Annotated in this window: 18 protein-coding genes; 9 read left to right on the top strand and 9 right to left on the bottom strand. The window is 64.5% G+C overall.

Annotated features, from left to right (window positions below; translation table 11 throughout):
* Nucleotides 1–104: 104 nt before the first annotated feature.
* Nucleotides 105–2,234, top strand: a complete 2,130-nt coding sequence (locus ACMAUO_RS08030; RefSeq protein WP_420356392.1) for a TonB-dependent receptor — start codon at nt 105–107, stop codon at nt 2,232–2,234.
* Nucleotides 2,235–2,269: 35 nt separating this feature from the next.
* On the opposite strand, the gene ureG is transcribed toward ACMAUO_RS08030, so the two are convergent.
* The 7 genes from ureG to ACMAUO_RS07995 are packed head-to-tail and all read right to left on the bottom strand — an operon-like array spanning nt 2,270 to nt 7,363.
* A complete protein-coding gene (gene ureG, locus ACMAUO_RS08025; RefSeq protein WP_420356391.1) occupies nt 2,270–2,893 on the bottom strand; it encodes an urease accessory protein UreG in 624 nt (207 codons plus the stop codon).
* Nucleotides 2,890–3,546, bottom strand: a complete 657-nt coding sequence (locus tag ACMAUO_RS08020; RefSeq protein WP_420357236.1) for an urease accessory protein UreF — start codon at nt 3,544–3,546, stop codon at nt 2,890–2,892. Before ACMAUO_RS08020 ends, ureG begins: the two co-directional genes overlap by 4 nt.
* A 31-nt stretch (nt 3,547–3,577) precedes the next feature.
* The gene (ureE, locus tag ACMAUO_RS08015; RefSeq protein ID WP_420356390.1) at nt 3,578–4,108 is read right to left on the bottom strand and encodes an urease accessory protein UreE; all 531 of its coding nucleotides are present in this window, start codon (nt 4,106–4,108) and stop codon (nt 3,578–3,580) included.
* 15 nt (nt 4,109–4,123) lie between these two features.
* A complete protein-coding gene (gene ureC / locus ACMAUO_RS08010; RefSeq protein ID WP_420356389.1) occupies nt 4,124–5,830 on the bottom strand; it encodes an urease subunit alpha in 1,707 nt (568 codons plus the stop codon).
* A gap of 1 nt (nt 5,831) precedes the next feature.
* Complete coding sequence (locus tag ACMAUO_RS08005; RefSeq protein ID WP_420356388.1) at nt 5,832–6,173, bottom strand: urease subunit beta; 342 nt, start codon at nt 6,171–6,173, stop codon at nt 5,832–5,834.
* Nucleotides 6,157–6,459 (bottom strand): urease subunit gamma, encoded by a 303-nt coding sequence (locus tag ACMAUO_RS08000; protein ID WP_420356387.1) that lies wholly within the window; start codon nt 6,457–6,459, stop codon nt 6,157–6,159. Before ACMAUO_RS08000 ends, ACMAUO_RS08005 begins: the two co-directional genes overlap by 17 nt.
* A 46-nt stretch (nt 6,460–6,505) precedes the next feature.
* On the bottom strand, nt 6,506–7,363 hold the full coding sequence (locus ACMAUO_RS07995) for an urease accessory protein UreD (protein ID WP_420356386.1): 858 nt from the start codon (nt 7,361–7,363) through the stop codon (nt 6,506–6,508).
* Between the two features lie 239 nt (nt 7,364–7,602).
* Between ACMAUO_RS07995 and ACMAUO_RS07990 the strand changes: the two genes are divergently transcribed.
* The 8 genes from ACMAUO_RS07990 (at nt 7,603) to ACMAUO_RS07955 (ending at nt 18,805) form a co-directional block, all read left to right on the top strand.
* Nucleotides 7,603–9,108 (top strand): agmatinase family protein, encoded by a 1,506-nt coding sequence (locus ACMAUO_RS07990; protein ID WP_420356385.1) that lies wholly within the window; start codon nt 7,603–7,605, stop codon nt 9,106–9,108.
* Nucleotides 9,108–10,457, top strand: coding sequence for an agmatinase family protein (locus tag ACMAUO_RS07985; protein WP_420356384.1), 1,350 nt, complete (start codon nt 9,108–9,110; stop codon nt 10,455–10,457). Before ACMAUO_RS07990 ends, ACMAUO_RS07985 begins: the two co-directional genes overlap by 1 nt.
* 349 nt (nt 10,458–10,806) lie before the next feature.
* On the top strand, nt 10,807–14,148 hold the full coding sequence (locus ACMAUO_RS07980) for a hybrid sensor histidine kinase/response regulator (protein WP_420356383.1): 3,342 nt from the start codon (nt 10,807–10,809) through the stop codon (nt 14,146–14,148).
* Nucleotides 14,132–15,064 carry a response regulator gene (locus tag ACMAUO_RS07975; RefSeq protein ID WP_420356382.1) on the top strand — a complete coding sequence of 311 codons (933 nt, stop codon included), beginning with the start codon at nt 14,132–14,134 and terminating at the stop codon, nt 15,062–15,064. The genes ACMAUO_RS07980 and ACMAUO_RS07975 overlap by 17 nt, the downstream gene beginning before the upstream one ends.
* An 8-nt stretch (nt 15,065–15,072) precedes the next feature.
* Nucleotides 15,073–15,384 (top strand): hypothetical protein, encoded by a 312-nt coding sequence (locus tag ACMAUO_RS07970; RefSeq protein ID WP_420356381.1) that lies wholly within the window; start codon nt 15,073–15,075, stop codon nt 15,382–15,384.
* A 25-nt stretch (nt 15,385–15,409) separates the two neighbouring features.
* Nucleotides 15,410–16,219 carry a peptidylprolyl isomerase gene (locus ACMAUO_RS07965; protein ID WP_420356380.1) on the top strand — a complete coding sequence of 270 codons (810 nt, stop codon included), beginning with the start codon at nt 15,410–15,412 and terminating at the stop codon, nt 16,217–16,219.
* Nucleotide 16,220: 1 nt separating this feature from the next.
* The gene (locus ACMAUO_RS07960; RefSeq protein WP_420356379.1) at nt 16,221–17,231 is read left to right on the top strand and encodes a HupE/UreJ family protein; all 1,011 of its coding nucleotides are present in this window, start codon (nt 16,221–16,223) and stop codon (nt 17,229–17,231) included.
* A complete protein-coding gene (locus ACMAUO_RS07955; protein WP_420356378.1) occupies nt 17,228–18,805 on the top strand; it encodes a tetratricopeptide repeat-containing sulfotransferase family protein in 1,578 nt (525 codons plus the stop codon). The genes ACMAUO_RS07960 and ACMAUO_RS07955 overlap by 4 nt, the downstream gene beginning before the upstream one ends.
* 45 nt (nt 18,806–18,850) lie before the next feature.
* Here ACMAUO_RS07955 and ACMAUO_RS07950 read toward each other — a convergent pair whose 3' ends face one another.
* Entirely contained in the window at nt 18,851–19,180 is a 330-nt protein-coding gene (locus ACMAUO_RS07950) for a type II toxin-antitoxin system HicB family antitoxin (RefSeq protein ID WP_420356377.1), read from the bottom strand.
* A gap of 170 nt (nt 19,181–19,350) precedes the next feature.
* Nucleotides 19,351–20,088, bottom strand: a complete 738-nt coding sequence (locus tag ACMAUO_RS07945; protein ID WP_420356376.1) for a GntR family transcriptional regulator — start codon at nt 20,086–20,088, stop codon at nt 19,351–19,353.
* Nucleotides 20,089–20,292: the final 204 nt, after the last annotated feature.

The following is a 20,292-nucleotide window of genomic DNA, read 5'->3' as shown; positions in this document are numbered from 1 at the left end:
CGTACGCAGTATGACCTATATGAATTTAAGTATGATCTCTCTTATCGTGGTGCCGGCCACGTTCGTGGCGTTCGCTGACCGTCCAGTCGAGGCCGGAGTTATCCATGTATGTTCTCCGCCGGGCCGTGGCGTTCGGCTTTCTGCAGATTCTTCTGGCATCGACCGCCTTTGCCGCACAAGAGACGCCTGCCGCCGCTGACCCGGATGGGGCGGCCGAGACGGTGACGGTGACGGCCTCGCGCCTCAACCTGCTGGGGCGGGCGCTCTCGGCCGGGCAGGGGAGCATTACGGAAGAGGAATTGCGGCTGCGCCCGGCCTATCGGGTCGGCGAATTGCTGGAATCCGTGCCCGGCCTCGTCGCCACCGTTCATTCGGGGGAAGGCAAGGCCAACCAGTTCCTGATGCGCGGCTTCAACCTCGATCATGGCACCGATCTGGCGAGTTTCGTCGATGACATGCCGATCAACGAGGTCACGCACGCCCATGGCCAGGGATATACCGACCTGAACTTCCTGATCCCCGAGATGATGGGCGGGATCGATTATACGAAGGGGCCGTTCAATGCCGCGACGGGGGATTTCGGGGTGGCGGGGTCGGATCGTATCCGTCTGGTCGAGGAAATGCCGGACATGATCGGCGGCAGCGGCGATACGCTGGGCAACGAGCGGTTCGTCACCGGGGGGACGGCGCATTTCCATAATGGCGACAAGCTGCTGGGGGCCTTCGAAACCGATCATGCGGATGGGCCCTGGACGTATCCGGACAATTTCCGCGCCATCAAATCCATGGCGCGTTACCTGCACGGCACCGCGACCAACGGTTTCGACCTGACCGGGATGTATTATCGCGGGCAGTGGCGCGCGACCAACGACCAGCCGCTGGAGGCGATCGAGCAGCATCTGATCGGCCGTTTCGGTTCGCTCGATCCCACGGATGGGGGATTTTCGGAACGGTACAGCCTGTCGGGTCATTACCGGTTCGGCGGTGACCGGCAGAAATGGAATGTGAGTTTCTATGCCGATCATAGCCGGCTCGCGCTGTGGAACGATTTTACGCATTACCTTGTCGATCCGGTCGATGGCGACCAGTTCCAGCAGGACGAGACGCGGACGAAGGTCGGTGGGACGGCGAGCTATGCCCGTTCCGACACGGTCCTGGGGCATATCCCGACCGAGACAATCTTCGGGATCGATGGGCGGTATGACACCGTTTATATCGACCGGCGCCATACCCGGCAGCGTGTCGTGCTCGCCACCTGTCCCGACAGCCCCTATGGGGGCGGGGTGGATGCCTGCAATGCCGACGATGTGCAGGAAGGCCGTGTGGCGGGCTATGTGCAGAACACGACGCACTGGCGGCCGTGGCTGCGTACGGTCGTCGGCTTGCGCGAGGAATATTATCAGGGCGAGGATCGGAGCCTGGTGACCGGCTTTTCCGGGCATGTGGGACAGGCGCTGTTCCAGCCGAAGGGGAGCCTGATCTTCGGGCCGTGGAACCGGACCGAGCTTTATCTGAGCGCGGGACGCGGCTTTCATTCCAACGATCTGCGCGGCGTGGTGGGCACGTTTTCCGGCGACCGCTTCACCGCCGGGTCGGTCCAGAGTCCGCTGATGACCAAGGCGGTTTCGGAGGAAATCGGGATTCGTTCGAGCCCGCTGGCGCATCTCGCCACCCAGCTTTCCTTCTGGCGGATCGATTTCGATTCCGAACTCATCTACGACCCCGATGAAGGCGTGAACGAGGCCGGGCCGCCGAGCCGCCGGCAGGGGATCGAGTTCTCGGCCCAGTATAATCCGCTGCCGTGGATGGAACTGAATACGGACGTTGCGTACTCGCATGCGCGCTACCGGGTGCGCGATCCGGAATATTACGGGATCGACGGCCGGTATGTCGCCAACGCACCGGACATGATCTGGTCCTTCGGGGTTCTGATCGACGACAAGGGGCCGTGGTTCGGTGGGCTTCAGGTGCGGTGGCTGGGCGGTTACCCTTTGCTGGAGGATAACAGCCTGCGCGCGAAAGGCTATCGCGAGGTCAATCTGGATGTCGGGTATCGTTTCAGCAAATGGCTGAAAGCGACGGTGTCGATCTTCAACCTGACGAATTCGCACGATAATGCCATCGAATATGGATATGATTATCGTATCTCGCCGACGGCCGGGCCGGTTACGGGGGCGAGCGTCCATCCGCTGGAGCCGATTTCGGCGCGCTTTGCGCTGACGCTCACCCTGTAGACCGGTTCCCGTCTTTTCCGGCCTGCAAAGGGAGATCAGTCCCTTTCCAGGCCGCCCTTGTCGCAGATGAAGCGGGCGATCTCTTCCACGCCCTGTCCCGCGCGGATATTGCAGAAGACGAAGGGCCGGTCGCCGCGCATCCTGCGGCTGTCGCGGTCCATGACCGCGAGGTCCGCGCCGACATGGGGGGCGAGGTCGATCTTGTTGATGACCAGAAGGTCGCTGCGGGTGATGCCGGGGCCGCCCTTGCGGGGGATCTTGTCGCCGGCGGAGACGTCGATCACGTAGATTGTCAAATCCGCCAGTTCGGGGCTGAAGGTGGCGGCCAGATTGTCGCCGCCGCTTTCGACCAGGACCAGTTCCAGGTTGGGGAATTTGTCGTTCAGCGTGTCGATGCCGGCCAGGTTGATGCTGGCGTCTTCGCGGATGGCGGTGTGGGGGCAGCCGCCGGTTTCGATCCCCATGATGCGCTCCGGCGGCAGGGAGCCGGCGCGGGTCAGGAATTCCGCGTCCTCACGGGTATAGATGTCGTTGGTCAGGGCCGCGATGTCGAAGCGGTTGCGGAACTGGCGGCAGAGGGCATCCATCAATGCCGTCTTGCCGGTGCCGACGGGGCCGCCGATCCCGACGCGCAGGGGGCCATTGTGGCGATATGTCATGTCCTGAACAGCCTTGTCTGTTGTGTTTCATGCTTCATGGCGGCCAGGTCGGCGCGGAAGCAGAGCGAGCCCGCGTCGTCGAGCGTCAGGTCGCGGGTGGCGTCGATGACGTCGCGCAGCGTGGGTTCGAGCGCCGCCAGGGCCCGGAGGCCGCAGGTCTGCCCCAGGGGGACGAGCCTGACGGCGGCGGAGACCAGCGAGGCGATCGCGGCGTGCGCGTTGGCCCAGGCGACGGTCTCCTGATCCAGGCCGGAGGCGCGGAAGGCCACGCCATGGGCGACCGGCAGCGGCCAGCGTGTGGCGCGGGGGTCGAAACCGGGCGGGAGGGCGTGCGGCCAGTTGGCGGCGGCCTTGAGAAAGGCTTCGCCCTGCTGGACGGTTTCCTCCCACCGTTCGCGGGACGAGGCGAGGGCGCAGCCGACCTGGGCGACGCGGATGCGCTCGGGCGCGGTTTCGGCCCGCCAGGCCGCGCGGAGCAGAATCAGGTCGGTATGGAGCGAGCCGTACCGCAGGAGATCGGTGATCCAGCCGACGAGGGTGGCGACATCGTGGATCTCGCCGCTTTCGACCACCCATTCCAGCCCGTGGCTGTAGGCGAAGCCGCCGGTGGGGAAGGACGGCGAAATCCATGCCAGCAGTCGGGCGAAGCGCATGTCGTGGGGCGGGAGGGATGGTGGTGGCCGGTCAGTGATGATGGCCGCCCCCGTGGTGCCCGTGGTGCCCGTGGTCTGCGTGGTCGTGCTCGTGGTCGTGACTGTGCCCGTGCCCATGGTCGTGTCCTTGACCGTCATAGGCGCCGCTTTCGGGATCGAAGGGGGCGCGGATTTCGCGGACATGGCCGCCGAGGCCGGACACCATGGCGGCGATGACGTGATCCTGGCGGATCAGGATGCGGTCCGGCGCGATCATCGCGGGCAGGTGGCGGTTGCCCAGGTGCCAGGCGAGGCGGAGCAGGTGGAGCGGGCCGTGGGCGGTGACTTCCAGCAGGGTTTCGGGTTCGGCCTCGACCAGGATGATGCTGCCGTCGTCGCAGCGCAGGCCGTCTCCCTGCCGCAGGAGGCGGGCCTGCGGGAGGTCGAGCATCACGCGGTCACCGGATGCGAGGTCGAGCACCATGCGGCGCCTGTGCCGGGCCTCGTAATCGCCGCGAAACCGGTCGGTGGCGTGTGCGGGGTCCCAGGTCCCGCCGGTCAGGATGTCCGTGCAGCGTTTCATTGTGTCATCGTGCCCTCAGAACAGGAAATAGCGTTGGGCCATGGGCAGGACCTCGGCGGGTTCGCAGGTCAGCAGGACGCCGTCGGCACGGACCTCGTAGGTTTCGGGGTCGACCTCGATCACGGGCATGGCGTCGTTATGGATCATGCTGCGCTTGCCGATGCCGCCACGCACGTTCGAGACGGCCGCGAGCTGGCGCTTCAGGCCGAGGCGGAGGCCGATTTCGTCCTCCAGCGCGGCCGCCGAGACGAAGGTGATGCAGGTGGCGGCCAGCGCGCCCCCGAGGGCACCGAACATCGGGCGGCCATGCACCGGCTGCGGGGTGGGGATCGAGGCGTTCGGGTCGCCCATCATGGCGTAGACGATGGCGCCGCCCTTGACGACCAGGTCCGGCTTGACGCCGAAGAATGCCTGGTCCCACAGGACGAGGTCGGCGAGCTTGCCGGCCTCGATCGAGCCGACATGGCCGGACAGGCCGTGGGCGATGGCCGGATTGATGGTGTATTTGGCGATATAGCGTTTGGCGCGCTGGTTGTCGGCGCGGCCGTCGCCCGGCAGGGCGCCGCGCTGGGCCTTCATCTTGTGCGCCGTCTGCCAGGTGCGGATGATGACCTCGCCCACGCGGCCCATCGCCTGGCTGTCGGAAGACATCATCGACAGCACGCCGAGGTCGTGAAAGATGTCTTCGGCGGCGATGGTTTCGCGGCGGATGCGGCTTTCGGCGAAGGCGATGTCTTCCGGCACCGAGCGGTCGAGATGGTGGCAGACCATGAGCATGTCGAGATGCTCGTCGAGCGTGTTGATGGTGTACGGGCGGGTCGGGTTGGTCGACGAGGGCAGGACGTTGGGCAGGCCGGCCACGCGGATGATGTCCGGGGCGTGGCCGCCGCCCGCGCCTTCGGTGTGGAAGGCGTGAATCGTCCGGCCCTGGAAGGCGGCGATCGTGTCTTCGACGAAGCCGCTTTCGTTGAGCGTGTCGGTGTGGATCATCACCTGCACGTCCATGCGGTCGGCGACGGACAGGCAGGTGTCGATCGCCGCCGGGGTCGAGCCCCAGTCTTCATGCAGCTTGAGGCAGCATGCGCCCGCGCGGACCATTTCCTCCAGCGCCTCGGGGCGGGAGGCGTTGCCCTTGCCGGCGAAGGCGAGATTGACCGGGAGGCCCTCGGCGGCCTGCAGCATGCGGGCCATGTGCCATGGGCCGGGGGTGCAGGTGGTCGCCGCCGTGCCGGTTGCCGGGCCGGTGCCGCCGCCCAGCAGCGTCGTGATGCCGGAGGCCAGGGCCTCTTCGACCTGCTGGGGGCAGATATAGTGAATGTGGCTGTCGATGCCGCCGGCGGTGAGGATGCGGCCTTCGCCGGCGATGATTTCGGTGCCGGGGCCGATGACGATATCGACGCCGGGCTGGATGTCCGGATTGCCGGCCTTGCCGATGCGGCTGATCCGCCCCTGGACGATGCCGACATCGGCCTTCACGATGCCCCAATGGTCGATGATCAGGGCGTTGGTGATGACCGTGTCGGCGGCGCCGGCGGCATTGGTCACCTGGGACTGGCCCATGCCGTCGCGGATGGTCTTGCCGCCGCCGAACTTGACTTCCTCGCCATAGGTCGTGAAGTCGCGTTCCACTTCGACCAGGATGTTGGTATCGGCGAGCCTGACGCGGTCGCCGGTCGTGGGGCCGTAGCTTGCGGCGTAATCGAAACGGTTGATGCGTGTCATGTCAGTCCAGTGCCCCCATCACGGTGCCACGGAAGCCGGTGACGTGCCGGCGGCCACGGAAGGGGACCAGGGTGATTTCCCGCTCCTGGCCCGGTTCGAAGCGCAGCGCGCCGCCCGAGGGCACGTCCAGCCGCCAGCCGCGCGCGGCCGCGCGGTCGAACAGCAGGGCCGGGTTGACCTCGGCGAAATGGTAATGGCTGCCGACCTGGATCGGCCGGTCGCCGGAATTGACGACGACGAGCGTCTGGCGGGGCGACCCTTCGTTGAGGGTGATTTCGCCCTCTTCCGGCAGGATCTCGCCCGGGATGGCGTCGGGCGGGAGGATGTCAGCGAATCGGGTCATGAACCGTCACCAGTTTTGTTCCGTCGGGGAAGGTGGCTTCGACCTGGACGTCGGGGATCATTTCGGCCACGCCGGCCATGACCTGCGCGCGGGTCAGGACGGTGGCGCCGCCTTCCATGAGATCGGCGACGCTGGCGCCGTCGCGGGCGCCTTCGACGACGAAATCGGTGATCAGCGCGACGGCTTCGGGATAGTTCAGCCGTACGCCGCGTTCCAGCCGGCGGCGCGCGACCTGGGCTGCCATGGCGATCAGCAGCTTGTCCTTCTCCCTGGGGGTCAGCTTCATTGCCTCATAAGCTCCATGTCGGTCGTGGGCGGCCTCTGTCCGTGCGTTACCAGCGCCATGTGGCCGGTTCCGGACTGTCGGGACGCAAGCGGGCCAGTAATCGGCGGGCCAGCGATGTTGCCGGGCGTGAACGGGCGGACAGGATACGGGCGACCAGAAGCCCGTTCCAGGCCGACACCGCGCATTCGACGTCTTCGCTTGTGCTGGTGCAGGTCTCCCGAAGCGGTTCGAGCCACGATGCGGCGTCCGGCGCGGCGTAGAGGATCGTGTGCATGATCGTGCGGCCGGCGGCGACGCTATCACGGTTCAGCGCGGCGTCGAAGGGGCCTTCGGTCAGGAAGGCGTCGATCATGACGGGGATGCCGTCGCGTTCGATCCTGATGACGTCGCGCAGGCGGAGCTGTTCCGTGCGCTCGCCGGATGCGGACCTGCCGAAGACCCGGCATTCGCTGACCAGTGCCGTGGCGCTGCCGGCCATGCGGATCGCCAGCGTGCGGTGGGCGGCGCTGTTGTCGAAGAAAATGGATTCGTGCGGCAGCCAGTCGAGACGCGCGCCGGGGGCGAGGGTGCAGTCGACATGGATCCGTGCCGCGTCCTCGCCCTTTCTGGCGCGATAGAAGCGTTCCGCCGCCTGGGTGGTGATGACGAGATGGCTGTCCGCGTCGCAGGTTATCTGCCCGGACAGCCTGTCGCCCGCAGCGATTCCGCCGGAGATGTTGACGAGGATGGCTTCCAGCGTGCCGGGGGGGCGGCGGGGGATCAGGACGCGGCTGCACCCTTGCTGCCGCAGAGCGTTCAGGGCCGTCCTGCCGTGCGTGTCATTGCGGACGCCGATGGAGAATGTGCCCTGGGCGCGTTGCAGGAACGGATGGGCATTCTGTTCGGGCAAGAGCCGGTCCTGCATGGCGTTCCGTGAAGTGCGAGAGGCGCATGCTTCCTGAAATTTCGGCTTTGGGCAAGGCGGGGCGGGGAAGGTTGGCGCGGGATTGTCGCCTTACGTCAAATGGACACTGTTCGCCGGTGGTGGCGGGGAATAGAGTGATATATTGTGTTGAAATGCCGTGGTTTTCTGGATTTTTCCCGGAAGCCTGGTTTCCGGTGACAGGCTCTGCCCGCGCGCGTCCCTCGGGTTTAGGATACGGTATGTCGTTCAGATTCGCCCCTTTGGCCAGTGCCATGGCTGTCAGTATCCTGGCGTTCGTCGCGATCGGCGTCATGGCCCCGGTGGCGGCGTGTGCGGCGGCCCCCGCGCCGGCTGGTGACAAGCCGTTCGATCCGCTGGCGGACAAGGTGGCGCCGCCCCCGCAGCCCATTGCCGTGCCCGCCGACCTGGACGCGAAGCTGTCGGGCCTGTCGCCGGAGCAGGTCGCGTTCCTGCGAAGCGGCAAGAGTCGCCGGATCGTCGATCCGGAGCTGATGTTTCGCCGGTTTCGCGAGATGACGCCCCAGCAGATCACGGCTTATGTCGAGGCGCTGGAATCGGTTCAGGCGCAGATCGATTTCAAGCCGGGGCGGGACAAGGCGGCGATTGCGCTGGATTCTTCCGCGCCGGATTTCAATGCCTGGAAAGTGGTCCGGCCGGCCATTCTCAACCCGAAGCGCGAGCCCGGGCCGATTGCGCTGTCGCGCTATGTCGGCGGGTGGGGAACGGGCTTTGCCACGTTCGCCGATGCGCCGGTAGCGTTGACGCTGGAGGATCTGCGCGCGGGAAAGGTGGAAGTCGCCATCGTCGGCGCGCCGCTGGATATGGGGTCGGGTTTTCGGGATGCGAAGGAGGGACCTGCCGCGCTGCGTACCGCGATGGGGGCGCAGGCGCCGTGGGGCCTGGACATGTATTCCATGATCGACCCCACGAAGGATCTGCGGATTGCGGATTATGGGGATATCGCGATCGATAATCTGAGCACGGATCGCAGTGTCGCGCATGTGCGCGAGGAGGTCGCGGCGATCGCGCGGACGGGGGCGATCCCGATCGTCGTCGGTGGCGACCACAGTCTGGAATATCCCGACGTGGCGGCGATGGCCGATGTTTATGGCAAGGGCAAGATCGGCGTCGTGCATTTCGACTCGCATTACGATGCGGGCAGCGATCGCGTGCATCTGATCGACCATGGCCAGCCGGTCTATCGGGTCATTCACGAAGGGCATGTTCTGGGCAGGAACTATGTGCAGGTCGGGCTGCGTGCGCGCATTCCCGACGCGCCGACCTTCAAATGGATGCGCAATGAAGGCATGCGCTATCATACCATGGTCGATGTTGAAAAACGCGGCTGGGAGGCGGTCATGAACGATGCCGTGGCCGAGGCGCGCGAGGGCACGGACAAATTATGGATTTCGTTCGATATCGACAGCCTTGATCCGGCCTTCATGCCGGGTACCGGGACGCCGGTTCCCGGTGGGCTGACGATGCGCGAGGCGCAGCCGATCGTGCGGCGCCTGTGCGCCGAGAACAACATCGTGGGCATGGATCTGGTCGAGGTCGCGCCGTATCTCGATACGAGTTACAAGACCGCGCTCAATTCGGACTTCCTGATCAATGCCTGCCTGTCGGGCATTGCGATGCGCAAGAAGGGGCTGACCAAGCCGCATTGGCTCAGCCCCCTGTCCAGCAGCTACAAGGGGGCGCTCGGCCCTGACGGAGTCCGGTGATGTTTCGCGCTCTTGTTGCCGCATTGCCGGTATTTGCGTTTTGTGTGCAGGCGGCGGTTGCCGCGCCGGCCACGTCCCCTGTGGGCAGCGAGGGGCGGCTGGCGGCGCTGACCCCCGAGCAGCGCGCGTTCGTATCCGACGCGCATATGCTGGCGCTGTTTCATCTCAGCCCCGAGAAGCTGTCCGATATCCTCGGTGCCCGGGATGACGCGCAGGCGCGGGCCTATGTGGCGGCGCTGATGCAGGTGGTGGCGGATTCCCGCTTTCAGCAGGGCAAGGACCAGGATGCGATTCCGCTGAATCCGAAGGCGACGGCGTTCAATATCTCGATGACGCTTAAGCCGGCGCTGTTCGATACCTACCGCCGCGACCCCGGGCCGATCAGCCTGGATCATTACATGTTCGAGCGCGGGGGGATTCCGACCTTCGCCCATGCGCCGGTGGCGATCCGCGCCGAGGATCTGAAGGCCGGGAAGGTCGATGTCGCCTTCGTCGGGGTGCCGATGGATTTCAGCACCGGCTATCGCGATGCCGCGCATGGCCCGATGGTGCTGCGCGGGGCGGATTCGCTGGTCGGCACGGACGTCTATACCGGTATCGACCCGGCGACCGTGCTGCGCCTGGCGGATTACGGCAACATCGCCATCGACTATATGAGCGTCGAACGGAGCGTGGCGCATGTGCGGACCATGGTCGGCGACATGGCGCGCGCCCACACCATCCCTTTCATCGTGGGGGGAGACCATGCGCTGATGTATCCGGACGTCGCCGCCATGAGCGATGTCTATGGCAGGGACCGTGTGGGGGTCGTGCAACTGGATGCCCATTATGAGGGCGAGGCGGCGAATGCCCACACCATTTCCGACATGCAGTCGGTGCGTCGCCTGTTGTCGGACCATATTCTCGATGGCCGGCATCTGGTGCAGATCGGGCTGCGCGGCGGCGAGGCGACGTCGGCGGATCTGGAGCGTCTGCGCGCGCAGGGGGTGCGGATGCACACCATGGGCGAAATCGAGCATGACGGCTGGCAGGAGGTCATGCGCCGGTCGTTGAGCGAGGTGCGGGACGGGACCGACTATCTGTTCGTCTCGTTCGACCTGTCGGTGCTGGACCCGGTCTATGCCACCGGTGTGGGGCGCCCGGTGCCGAATGGCCTGACCATGCGGGAGGTCGTGCCGCTGGTGCGCGAATTGTGCGCGCAGAAGAATGTCGTGGGGTTCGAGGTGCTGGACCCGGCGCCGATCATGGATGCGACATACAAGACCGCCCAGAATGCGAATTATATCATGCATAGCTGTCTGGCCGGGGTCGCCCAGCGCCATCTGATGGTTGCCGGCCCGTCGCACTGAGGGCCTGTTTGGAAATGCGTGCTGGCGGCGTGTCCTCCGCGCGTTTCCTGCGCTTCGCGGCGGGCGGCCATCAAGGCCGCTCCGCTCCGATGCTCAGAAACACACGACGGGCGCGGCCCGTTCCGGGCCGCTCTCGCCCACCAGCGCGCATTTCCAGGCAGGCTCTGGGGGACACGCCGCGGGGCCGGAGCCGGTGGGCTGGCCGCGCTATTCGTTTCGTGCGGGTCGGGTCCTGGTGTATAGGATCGTCCGTCGAAACGATTGAAGGCCCGGGTTGTGGCGGGCGGTGTGTCTGTTCCTTCACCGAGGGGGAGATCGAGGGCGAGGCGTGCTTGATGAAGACCGAAGTGTGATTCGTCCCGACCGGCGGAAATATAATCAGTGGGTCAATGCGCAGACCCTGGAAGATTTCGCTTTACGCTACACGGCGCCGCGTGGCCGGCGCTGGGGGGACTGGACGGTCGCCAATACCGCGCTGGGGGCGGCGGGCTTTCTGGCCTGCGAGGCGATCGGCGGCACGATTACCCTGCAATTCGGTTTTGCCAACGCCATTCTGGCCATTCTGGTCGCGACCGTCATTTTCCTGGTTGTCGGCGCGCCCATCGCCATCAATGCCGCGCGTGAGGGGCTGGATGTCGACCTGCTGACCCGCGGGGCGGGGTTTGGCTATCTGGGATCGACGATTACCTCGCTGATCTATGCCAGCTTTACGTTCCTGCTCTATGCCGTCGAAGCCTCGATCATGGCGGCGGCCATCACGATCGCGACCGGGTTGCCGATCGCGCTGTCCTATGTCGTGAGTGCGCTGGGTGTCGTGCCGATTGCCCTGTATGGCATGCGGGCCATCACGCGCATGCAGATCCTGACGCAGCCTTTGTGGATTCTGCTGCAATTCGGCCCGATCCTCTATGTCGTGCTGTTCGAGCGCCCGGCCCTGCATGTGTGGATGCGCAGCGAAGGGGTTCTCGGCGCCGCGCCGCTGAACCTGATCTATTTCGGGCTGGCCATTTCGACGCTGCTGTCGCTGCTGCCGCAGATCGGCGAGCAGGCCGACTATCTGCGCTTCATGAGGGTTCCCGGGAAAAAGGGCCGTCTGCGCTGGTGGTTGGCCGTGCTGTGCGGCGGGCCGGGCTGGGGGCTGGTGGGCGGGTTCAAGCTGGTCGCGGGGTCGTTCCTGGCCGTTCTGGCCATGATGCGCCATCAGCCGCCCGGCAGCGCGGACAGTCCGCCCGTCATGTATCTGGTTCTGTTCCACGACATGACGGATTCCCGGACGGCGGCGTTGATCTGCATGCTGCTGTTCGTGGTGGCCTGCCAGACCAAGATCAATGTCACGAACGTCTATGCCGGGTCGATCGCGTGGTCGAATTTCTTCGCCCGCCTGACCCATGCGCATCCGGGCCGGGTGGTCTGGCTGGTCTTCAATGCGATTCTGGCCCTGCTGCTGATGGAGGCGGGGGTCGTCAGGACCACGGCGACGCTGCTGGCGCTATACGCCAACCTCGCTTCCGGCTGGATCGGCGCGCTGTCGTCCGACCTGATGATTGCCAAGCCGCTGGGGCTGAGCCCGAAGGGAATCGAATTCAGGCGGGCCTATCTGTATGACATCAACCCGGTCGGCGTGGGGGCGATGGGGTTGTCCTTCGCCTGTTCGTCGCTGGCGCTGACCGGGATGATGGGGACGATGGCCGAAGCCTTCGCGCCGGTCCTTGGGCTGGCGGTGGCGTTCGTGGCCGCGCCGGGCATAGCGGCGCTGACCCGGGGGCGTTTCTATATCGCCCGGCCGCCCGAGATTTTCGCGCACGAAACCCGCTGCGTCGTCTGTGCGATGACGTATGACGGGCCGGACATGGTGTCCTGCCCGTTTCATTCGGGGCCCGTCTGCTCGCTGTGCTGCACGCTGGAAAGCCGGTGCCATGACACCTGCAAGCAGGCGAGCAATTTCACCCAGCAGACGATCGCGCTGCTGCTGCGACTGGTGCCCCAATGGATGGGGCGCTACCTGCGGGGGACGGTCGCGCATTTTCTGACGATCATGCTGGCGTTCAGCGTGACGCTGCTTGCCGTGTTCTATGTCGTGACGTTCGGCGAGACGGTTTCGGAAAAAGACAATGCCATCGTCTGGAAGACGTTCGTCATTCTGGAAGTGCTGGCCGGCATCGTGGGCTGGCTGCTCGTCCTGGCCCATGACAGCCGGCGTGCCGCCGAACGGGAGACGGCGGAGCAGACGGCGATGCTGCAACGTGAAATCGCGGCGCATATCGTCACGGACGCCAAATTGCAGAAGGCCCGCGACGCGGCCGAGGCCGCCAATGCGGCGAAGACGCGCTATCTTGTTGCCGTCAGCCACGAAATCCGGTCGCCGCTGAACGCCATTTATGGATATGCGCAGCTTCTGGAGCGTGGCAGCGCCGTGCGGGCGGACGAGGCCGGGTCGGTCATTCAGCAATCGGCGGAGCATCTGACCAACCTGGTGGAGGGGTTGCTGGAGATCTCGCGGATTGAAAGCGGGGTGGTCAGCCTGAGTTCGGATGTCGTCGCCTTTCCCCTGATGCTGCGCCATGTCGTCAATATGTTCCGCATGCAGGCATCGGCGAAGGGGCTGACGCTGGAGCTGAAGATCCATGACCGCTTGCCGTCCCATGTCCGCACCGACCAGGGGCGGCTGCGCCAGATCCTGATCAACCTGCTGTCGAACGCCGTGAAATATACCTATGCGGGCGGGGCCACGGTTTCCGTCTGGTACAGGAACGAGGTGGCGCGGATCGAGGTTGCCGATACCGGCATCGGCATCGATCCCGAGGATATCGAGCGGATTTTCCAGCCCTTCGAGCGTGGCGCGGCGCTGGAGGCGAGCCATGAGCCCGGGATCGGGCTCGGCCTGTCGATCACGCGCGTGCTGACGGGGGTTCTGGGGGGCGAACTGACGGTGACCAGCACGCCGGGCCAGGGCAGCGTGTTCCGTCTGCGCATGATGCTGCCGGTGGTGCGTGGCGCCACGGATTCGGCCATCGGGCAGGGAACCGTGCTGGGGTATGAAGGGCCGACGCGAACGGTGCTGGTCGTCGATGACGATATCAGGCAGCGGACGATGCTGCGCGAATTGCTGGTGCCACTGGGCTTTGTCGTCTTCACCGCCGGCAACGGGGCCGAGGCCAGGGACATCGCCGCCCGGGAAGCGGTGGACCTGGTGCTGCTGGATATCCAGCTTGTGGGGGAGGATGGCTGGACGATCGCCTCCGCGATCCGGCAGATGGCGGGGGCGGCGATCCGGATCGTGATGGTGTCGGCCAATGTCATGGACCAGCGGACGCGCAGCGATGCCGCGTCGGATCATGACGGGTTCGTGGCGAAGCCGGTCGATGTGGATCTGCTTCTGGATGTGATCAGGCGGCAGCTTGGGCTGACATGGCAGCTGGACACGCGCGAGACGCCTTCTCTCTTGCCGTCTGCCTTCGATCAGGCTCCAATGGCCGCGAAGGCGGAGGATCTGCCGGAGGCCGTGCGGGGGGGGCTGCCCGAGCTGCGCCGTCTGGCCCGGCAGGGCCATGTGCGGGCGGTCGAGGCGCTGGTTGCCGACATGCGCGGCGCGACTCCGGGCCGGCAGGCCCTGCTGGACCATCTGGAGGCATGTCTGAAACAGTTCGACCTGAAGGGCGTGATAAGGATTCTTGATGACGCAGGGGAGTGATGACAGTGCCGCGTCCCTCTCCGGTGCGTGCGTTCTGGTTGTGGACGATACCCCTGAATCCCTGCGCTTCGTCATGAATGCGCTGGAAGGGTGCGATATGACGGTGCTGATCGCGCAGGATGGGGATAGCGCGCTGGACCTGCTGCAGAATGTGGTGCCCGACCTGATCCTGATGGATGCGTCGATGCCGGGCCTGGACGGGTTTGAGACGACCAGGCGGATCAAGGGGGATGCGACGCTGAATCATATCCCGGTCATCTTCATGACGGGGTTGACCGAGACGGAGTATGTGCTGCGGGGCCTGCGCGCCGGCGGGGTGGATTATGTGCGCAAGCCGGTGATGGTCGATGAACTGATCGCGCGGGTCGAGGTGCATCTGCGGAATGCCCAGGCCATGCGCGCCAGCAGGCGGGCGCTGGACCATGGGCGGCGGCCGACGATCGGCACGACCATCACCGGCAGCCTGCTCTGGCATACGCCCGAGGCCGCCAGCGTGCTGGCGACATGCTTTCCGGGCTGGAAGCTGGGGGGGGCGTTGCCGGAGCCCCTGCGCGGGATCCTGATGGACCTCAACGGGCAGCGGCCCATCGTCGCGCGGCAGTCGATGGAACTGGACGTGGGGACGCTGGAGTGCGTTTTCAGCGGGATGGCGGATGACCGGTCGATGTGTTTCGCCCTGCTGCTGCGCCGGCCCGGAGAGGAAGAGCGTCTGCTCGCGCAGCGGCACGGCCTGACCACGCGCGAGGCCGAGGTGCTGCTGTGGATCAGTCGTGGAAAGCCCAATCGGGATGTGAGCGAGATCCTCAATATCAGCCCGCGCACGGTCAACAAGCATCTGGAGCAGATCTTCGCGAAGCTGGGCGTCGAGAACCGGGCATCGGCCGCCGCGATCGCCGTCACGACCCTGAACGACTGAGAGCCGGTTTGGACATGCACGCTGGCGGCGTATCGTCCGCGCCGTTCTCGCTCGCCAGCGCACATTTCCAAACCGGCTCTGAGGTGTTTGACGTAGTGACGGTAGCGTCACTGGAGAAAAGAGTGATGGGGTCGCGCTTTGTCGGCGTCATCGGGCATGGTGTCGTGGTGGTCGGCGCGGCATGCCGGATGACCGGTCATTTCGCTCTGGAGCGATGGGGCAGGCTGGCGAATGTCGCGCGCTTTTTCCGACGGAGGTTCCGGCTGTCCTTCCTGATGCGTCATGCGGAAAATCGCTGGAGATGTGGGGCGGTGAGGTGAGGGTTCGCCGGTGACGGGAGGGTTTATGGGGACGCAGACAACCGCCGGATGGTGGGATCGGGTGAGGGGCGGGGTGCCGTTCCTGATCTTCATCCTGATCGGCGGCAGCTTTTTCCTGCTCTATTGGCTGGTTGACGGCCGGCGGGAGACCATCAGCGTTTCGCGCACCGTCCAGACCTCCCTTTTCGACGATTACGCGGCTTTGTCGGGGCATGTGCCGGATGCGGCGGAGAAGGCGCGGGTCATAGAGAATTACGTTACGGACGAAGTGCTGTTCCGGGAGGCTGTCCGCCGCCATCTTTATCTTACGGATGGCGGTATCCGGCAGCGTCTGATCGAGCAGATGCGGTTCATGCTGGCCAGTCTGCCGCCTGATCCGACGGAGGATCAGATGATGGCGTATTATGCCGGGCATGCCCGCCTGTATCGCACCGAGCCCGAAATCAGCCTGCGGCATGTTTTCTTCCAGACGATGCCTGCCGATCCGGCGGGGATTCTGGCTGCCCTGAACAAGGGGGAGGACGTCAAGGGCGACGATTTCGGCATGGGGCTGGATCTGCCGCATTATGGCGAGTCGATGATCAGCGGCATGTTCGGCCTCGATTTTCTTCATGCCGTCCAGACGGCTCCGATGGGTGTCTGGATCGGGCCGGTGCGTTCAAGCCGTGGCGTGCATTTTGTGCGTGTCGAGGCGCGGGTGCCGTCGGAACGGGTGCCCTATGACCGCGTGCGTGATGAAATCAGGCAGGATTTGGTTTCCGAGCAGAGTGACGGGCTGGTTGCCAAGGAGGTCGCGGGCCTGAAACGGCAATATGATATCGCGGTGGATCGTTGAGATGACGCGGCGCGTGATCGTCTTTGCGGTATTGTTCCTGCTGTCCGGCCTGCCTGTGGCACGAGCCGATGTGTTCAATATGGGACGGTTCGTCTTCACCGCCGGTTCGGAACCGAACGATTATTTTCTGACCGTGACGCTGCCGCAGAGCGTCATGAACGAGGATGCCCTGGCGTTGCCCGGCGGGTGCCGGGAAAAGCAGCGCGTGGGATCGGGGGGCGGGGCGCGGGTTACGGTCGCCATCGAGATAAGCTGCGATCGGCCGCTCGTGGCGACGGACCATATTGGAACGCCCTGGCGGATTGATGGGGCCACCCTGCAAAGCGTCCTGAACGCGGATCGGGGGCAGCATCCCGTCGAACTGGAAGATGGTCGGGCCGTTCTGGCGGTCGCGGCGGCGGCGCCGGTTGCGCGGAGTCTGCCGCAGGCCGTCATCTATTACAGCACGCGCGGCGTCCTGCATATTCTGACCGGCTGGGACCACCTGACCTTCGTGTTCTGCCTGTGCATGCTGGTTGGCGGGTCGCGTCTGCTTCTGTTGATCACCACCTTTACGGTGGGGCATTCCATTTCCCTCGCGCTGTCGTTCCTGCATATCGTTGACATCCCGGAACCGCCCGTCGAGGCCGTGATTGCGCTCTCGATCATGTTCATGGCCCAGGAGGCGTTGCTGGCGGGGGCCGGTGCGCCGCGCGGTTCGTTCCCGCTGGCGAAATATGCTTTTGTTGTCGGCAGCTTCGGTTTGCTGCACGGGCTGGGTTTTGCCAGCGCGCTGGAGGAGATCGGGGTCGCGTCGGGGGAACGCCTTGTGGCGCTGGCCAGTTTCAATGTCGGGGTCGAGGTGGGGCAGTTGATCTTCGTTGCCCTCGTGACACTCTGTTTCGAGATATTCCGGCGGCTGAAGATAAGCATCGCCGTGCGGGCGATTGCGCTATACGCCGCCGGAGCCATGGGAGCATTCTGGATGATTGACAGGATCGCGTCGATGTTCGGGATTGTGGCGGCGATATGAAGCAGGTGAACAGGAATGCGCGCGATGCGCTGGCCGCGGGCGATCCGCAACGGGCGCGCCATCTTGCGGCTGGGGTTCTGTCCAGGGACGCCGCCAATGCGGAAGCGCATTTTCTGCTGGGCGTGAGCGAGGCGACGCTCGGGAACATACGTGGGGCGATCACGCATCTGCAGGCCGCGACCGAACTGGAGCAGTCGGCGGAATATTGGGCGCAACTGGCGCGGTGTCTGCTGCTTCTGCGGCGCGACGGCGAGGCCGCGACGGCATTGCGGGCGGCGGAAGAGTGCCTCCTGGCCGGCCGGCGGGCCGATGCGCTGACCCATGATACGATCGGATGCGCCTATGCGCGGCTGGGTGAGCATGCGGCGTCGCTTCCGCATTTCTCGATCGCGGTGAAAGAGGCGCCGGGCGTGGCGCAGTTTCGCTATAATCAGGCGGTGGCGCTGAGTTTTATCGGGCGTGTCGACGAGGCGGAGGCGGCGTTCGAAGAGCTGCTGAAGCGAGAGCCCGACCATGCCCGGGGGCATCATACGCTTGCCGGATTGCGACGCCAGACGGCCGAGCGCAACCATATTCCGCGTCTGCTGGCCGCGCATGGCCGCGCCCGGGCGCCTGAATCCCGGCTGTTGCTGGGCTATGCGCTGGCCAAGGAATATGAGGAGGCAGGCGAGGCGGGGGAAGGCTTCCGGTGGCTGGCGCAGGCGAATGCGGAACATCGGGCGCATCTGCCTTACAGTTTCACGCGCGATGAAGAGGTTTTCGATGCGATCGAGGAGAACTGGCCGGTCTGTGCCGCCGCGCCTGCGGTGAATCCGTCCGGCGAGGCGCCGATTTTCGTGATCGGCATGCCGCGTACCGGCACGACATTGGTGGATCGCATCCTGTCCTCTCATCCGCGGGTGGTGAGTGCCGGCGAGTTGCAGGCGTTTCCCCTGGCGGTGAAATTCGCGTCAGGTACGCGCACGCGCGTCGTGCTGGATCCGGAAACCGTGCGTCATGCCTCGGCGACCGATATGGCGGTGATCGGCCGCGCCTATCTGGAGCGGGCGCGGCATCATGTGCCCTCGGGCGGCGAGCGGTTTTGCGACAAGTTTCCGGGAAATTTCTTCTATGCGGGCATGATCGCCCGGGCCTTGCCCAATGCGCGCATCGTTTGCCTGAGGCGGCATCCGATGGATACGGTTCTGAGCAATTTCAAGAATCTTTTTGCGACGACATCGCGGTATTATGACTATAGTTACAGTATCGAGGAAATCGCCCGTTATTATGTCCGCTTCGATCGCCTGATGCGGTTCTGGCAGTCGGTGTTGCCTGGGCGGGTTCTCGAAGTCGGCTATGAGGACCTGGTGGGTGATCAGGAGGCGGAAACGCGGCGGCTTCTGGCGCATTGCGGCCTGGAATGGTCGGAGGCGTGCCTGAATTTTCACGCAAATGCCGCGCCGGTTTCGACCCCCAGTGCCGCGCAGGTCAGGCGACCGATCTATCGGGATTCCGTGGCGCGCTGGCGCCGTCACGAACGCGAACTGGAGCCGGCGCGACTGGTGTTCGCTCAGGCGGGGATTGACGTGCTGTAAGAGCCTGTCTGGAAACGCGCGTCGGATCGCCGCTGTCCAGTCGATTTAGTGAATCAGGCAGCGGCCTCGGCGATCGGCGTCCTGCATGAACTGGTTCAGGCTTACGCCTTTCCCTGCGGCAGCTTCGGCCGCACGTGCATGCAGTTCCTCACTCACGCGAACCTGGAACTTGCCCGAATAGTGCCGCACCGGGTCGATCCCTTTTTCGGCGCACATCTCGAGGAAGACCCGTAGCGAGGTTCCGCCCTCTTGCTGCAAACTGGCCACGCTATCCGTGTAGAAATCCGGGCTGCCGCCGAGGCCCAGGAACTCCCCGCGAAACAGGCCGATCTCGGGATCGAACTGGATCACGGCCCGCTGGCCGCCGATGGTCATGACCGGCGCAGGATAACCGCCTGTTTTTCAATGGAATGCTTTGCCATGAGCAGGTCCGGCGGATGGGTGAACCACGAACAGCCCCCATGGGGGCATGGAGAATGTGAGCATTCCTATACAGAATGCTTGGCCGCAGCCGAGGCCGCATAGTACGCGGATTGCCAATGGGCTCAGGGCGTTTGGCGTGAGGCCACTTTTTCCCGAATCCACTTCAGTCCGTCGACCATACTATGGTCTTCTAATGTATCGGAAATACCCAGGTCCTGTTCTACATGATCAAGATGCTCGGTCATCAGGGCGACGGCCAATGCCTTGTCGCGAGCCTGAATGGCGTCGGCAATGCGTGCGTGTTCATGGTCAGGGCAGCAGCTATAGCCCTTGGCATGTTGAAGGATGCACAGGCAGGTGAGTGCCTGCAATTCCGTCATGAGGCGCGCCAGGATTGGATTGCCGCACAAATCAGCGAGAATCAGATGAAATTCTCCCGTCAGTCGCACGAGAACACCGCGGTCCTTCTTCTCTCGCGCGAGCCGTTCACTCTCGATATGGGCTCGGAGAACGGCCAAATCCGTGTCTTCGACCATACTAATAACGGTCTTCACGATCTCGGGTTCGATAATACGGCGGACTTTAAGGATCTGGATCGTCTCTTTCTTGTTGGGCGACGCTACGTAAGTCCCATGATTTGATTTCTTGACGAAAATTCCATCCTGGCACAATCGCCCGATTGCCTGACGGATAATAGTCCGGCTGACACCAAAGGTACAAGCGAGATCGTCTTCCACCAAGTGGCTTCCCGGCGGTATTCTCAGTTCGAAAATGGCGTGCAGGAGATCCTTTCTCACTGCCTCTTCCGTGACACGTCGATCTGAAATTTTCCCGGCAGTCACATCGCCTACTTTCTTCATCAAGGACTTCCGCCCGTTGCCTCAGTGTATACAACGTTGAGAGCCTTCCGAAAATCCCCCCTTTGGCGGCACGCATGCCATTCTCATTTCAGCATTCTTGAAAACGAACCAGCCTGCCATATTAACTCTGGCATGCCAGGATGTTGCGGGCGCGCGCACTTTCGAGTGCGCGGCTCGTATCACCGATCGGCGCATGGGGGCGGC

It is taken from the genome of Gluconacetobacter brunescens, from assembly GCF_048695475.1.
Classification (GTDB): domain Bacteria; phylum Pseudomonadota; class Alphaproteobacteria; order Acetobacterales; family Acetobacteraceae; genus Gluconacetobacter.
The sequence above is the reverse complement of the archived record's forward strand: the minus strand, read 5'-3'. Positions and strand labels throughout refer to the sequence as shown.

Coding starts and splice junctions, on each gene's coding strand:
- ACMAUO_RS08000 (WP_420356387.1), bottom strand. CDS start 6,459: ATGAAGCTGACCCCCAGGGAGAAGGACAAGCTGCTGATCGCCATGGCA.
- ureE (WP_420356390.1), bottom strand. CDS start 4,108: ATGAAACGCTGCACGGACATCCTGACCGGCGGGACCTGGGACCCCGCA.
- ACMAUO_RS07945 (WP_420356376.1), bottom strand. CDS start 20,088: ATGAAGAAAGTAGGCGATGTGACTGCCGGGAAAATTTCAGATCGACGT.
- ACMAUO_RS07955 (WP_420356378.1), top strand. CDS start 17,228: ATGAAGCAGGTGAACAGGAATGCGCGCGATGCGCTGGCCGCGGGCGAT.
- ACMAUO_RS07960 (WP_420356379.1), top strand. CDS start 16,221: ATGACGCGGCGCGTGATCGTCTTTGCGGTATTGTTCCTGCTGTCCGGC.
- ACMAUO_RS08030 (WP_420356392.1), top strand. CDS start 105: ATGTATGTTCTCCGCCGGGCCGTGGCGTTCGGCTTTCTGCAGATTCTT.
- ACMAUO_RS07965 (WP_420356380.1), top strand. CDS start 15,410: ATGGGGACGCAGACAACCGCCGGATGGTGGGATCGGGTGAGGGGCGGG.
- ureC (WP_420356389.1), bottom strand. CDS start 5,830: ATGACACGCATCAACCGTTTCGATTACGCCGCAAGCTACGGCCCCACG.
- ACMAUO_RS08005 (WP_420356388.1), bottom strand. CDS start 6,173: ATGACCCGATTCGCTGACATCCTCCCGCCCGACGCCATCCCGGGCGAG.
- ACMAUO_RS07995 (WP_420356386.1), bottom strand. CDS start 7,363: ATGCAGGACCGGCTCTTGCCCGAACAGAATGCCCATCCGTTCCTGCAA.
- ureG (WP_420356391.1), bottom strand. CDS start 2,893: ATGACATATCGCCACAATGGCCCCCTGCGCGTCGGGATCGGCGGCCCC.
- ACMAUO_RS07950 (WP_420356377.1), bottom strand. CDS start 19,180: ATGACCATCGGCGGCCAGCGGGCCGTGATCCAGTTCGATCCCGAGATC.
- ACMAUO_RS08020 (WP_420357236.1), bottom strand. CDS start 3,546: ATGCGCTTCGCCCGACTGCTGGCATGGATTTCGCCGTCCTTCCCCACC.
- ACMAUO_RS07990 (WP_420356385.1), top strand. CDS start 7,603: ATGTCGTTCAGATTCGCCCCTTTGGCCAGTGCCATGGCTGTCAGTATC.
- ACMAUO_RS07975 (WP_420356382.1), top strand. CDS start 14,132: ATGACGCAGGGGAGTGATGACAGTGCCGCGTCCCTCTCCGGTGCGTGC.
- ACMAUO_RS07985 (WP_420356384.1), top strand. CDS start 9,108: ATGTTTCGCGCTCTTGTTGCCGCATTGCCGGTATTTGCGTTTTGTGTG.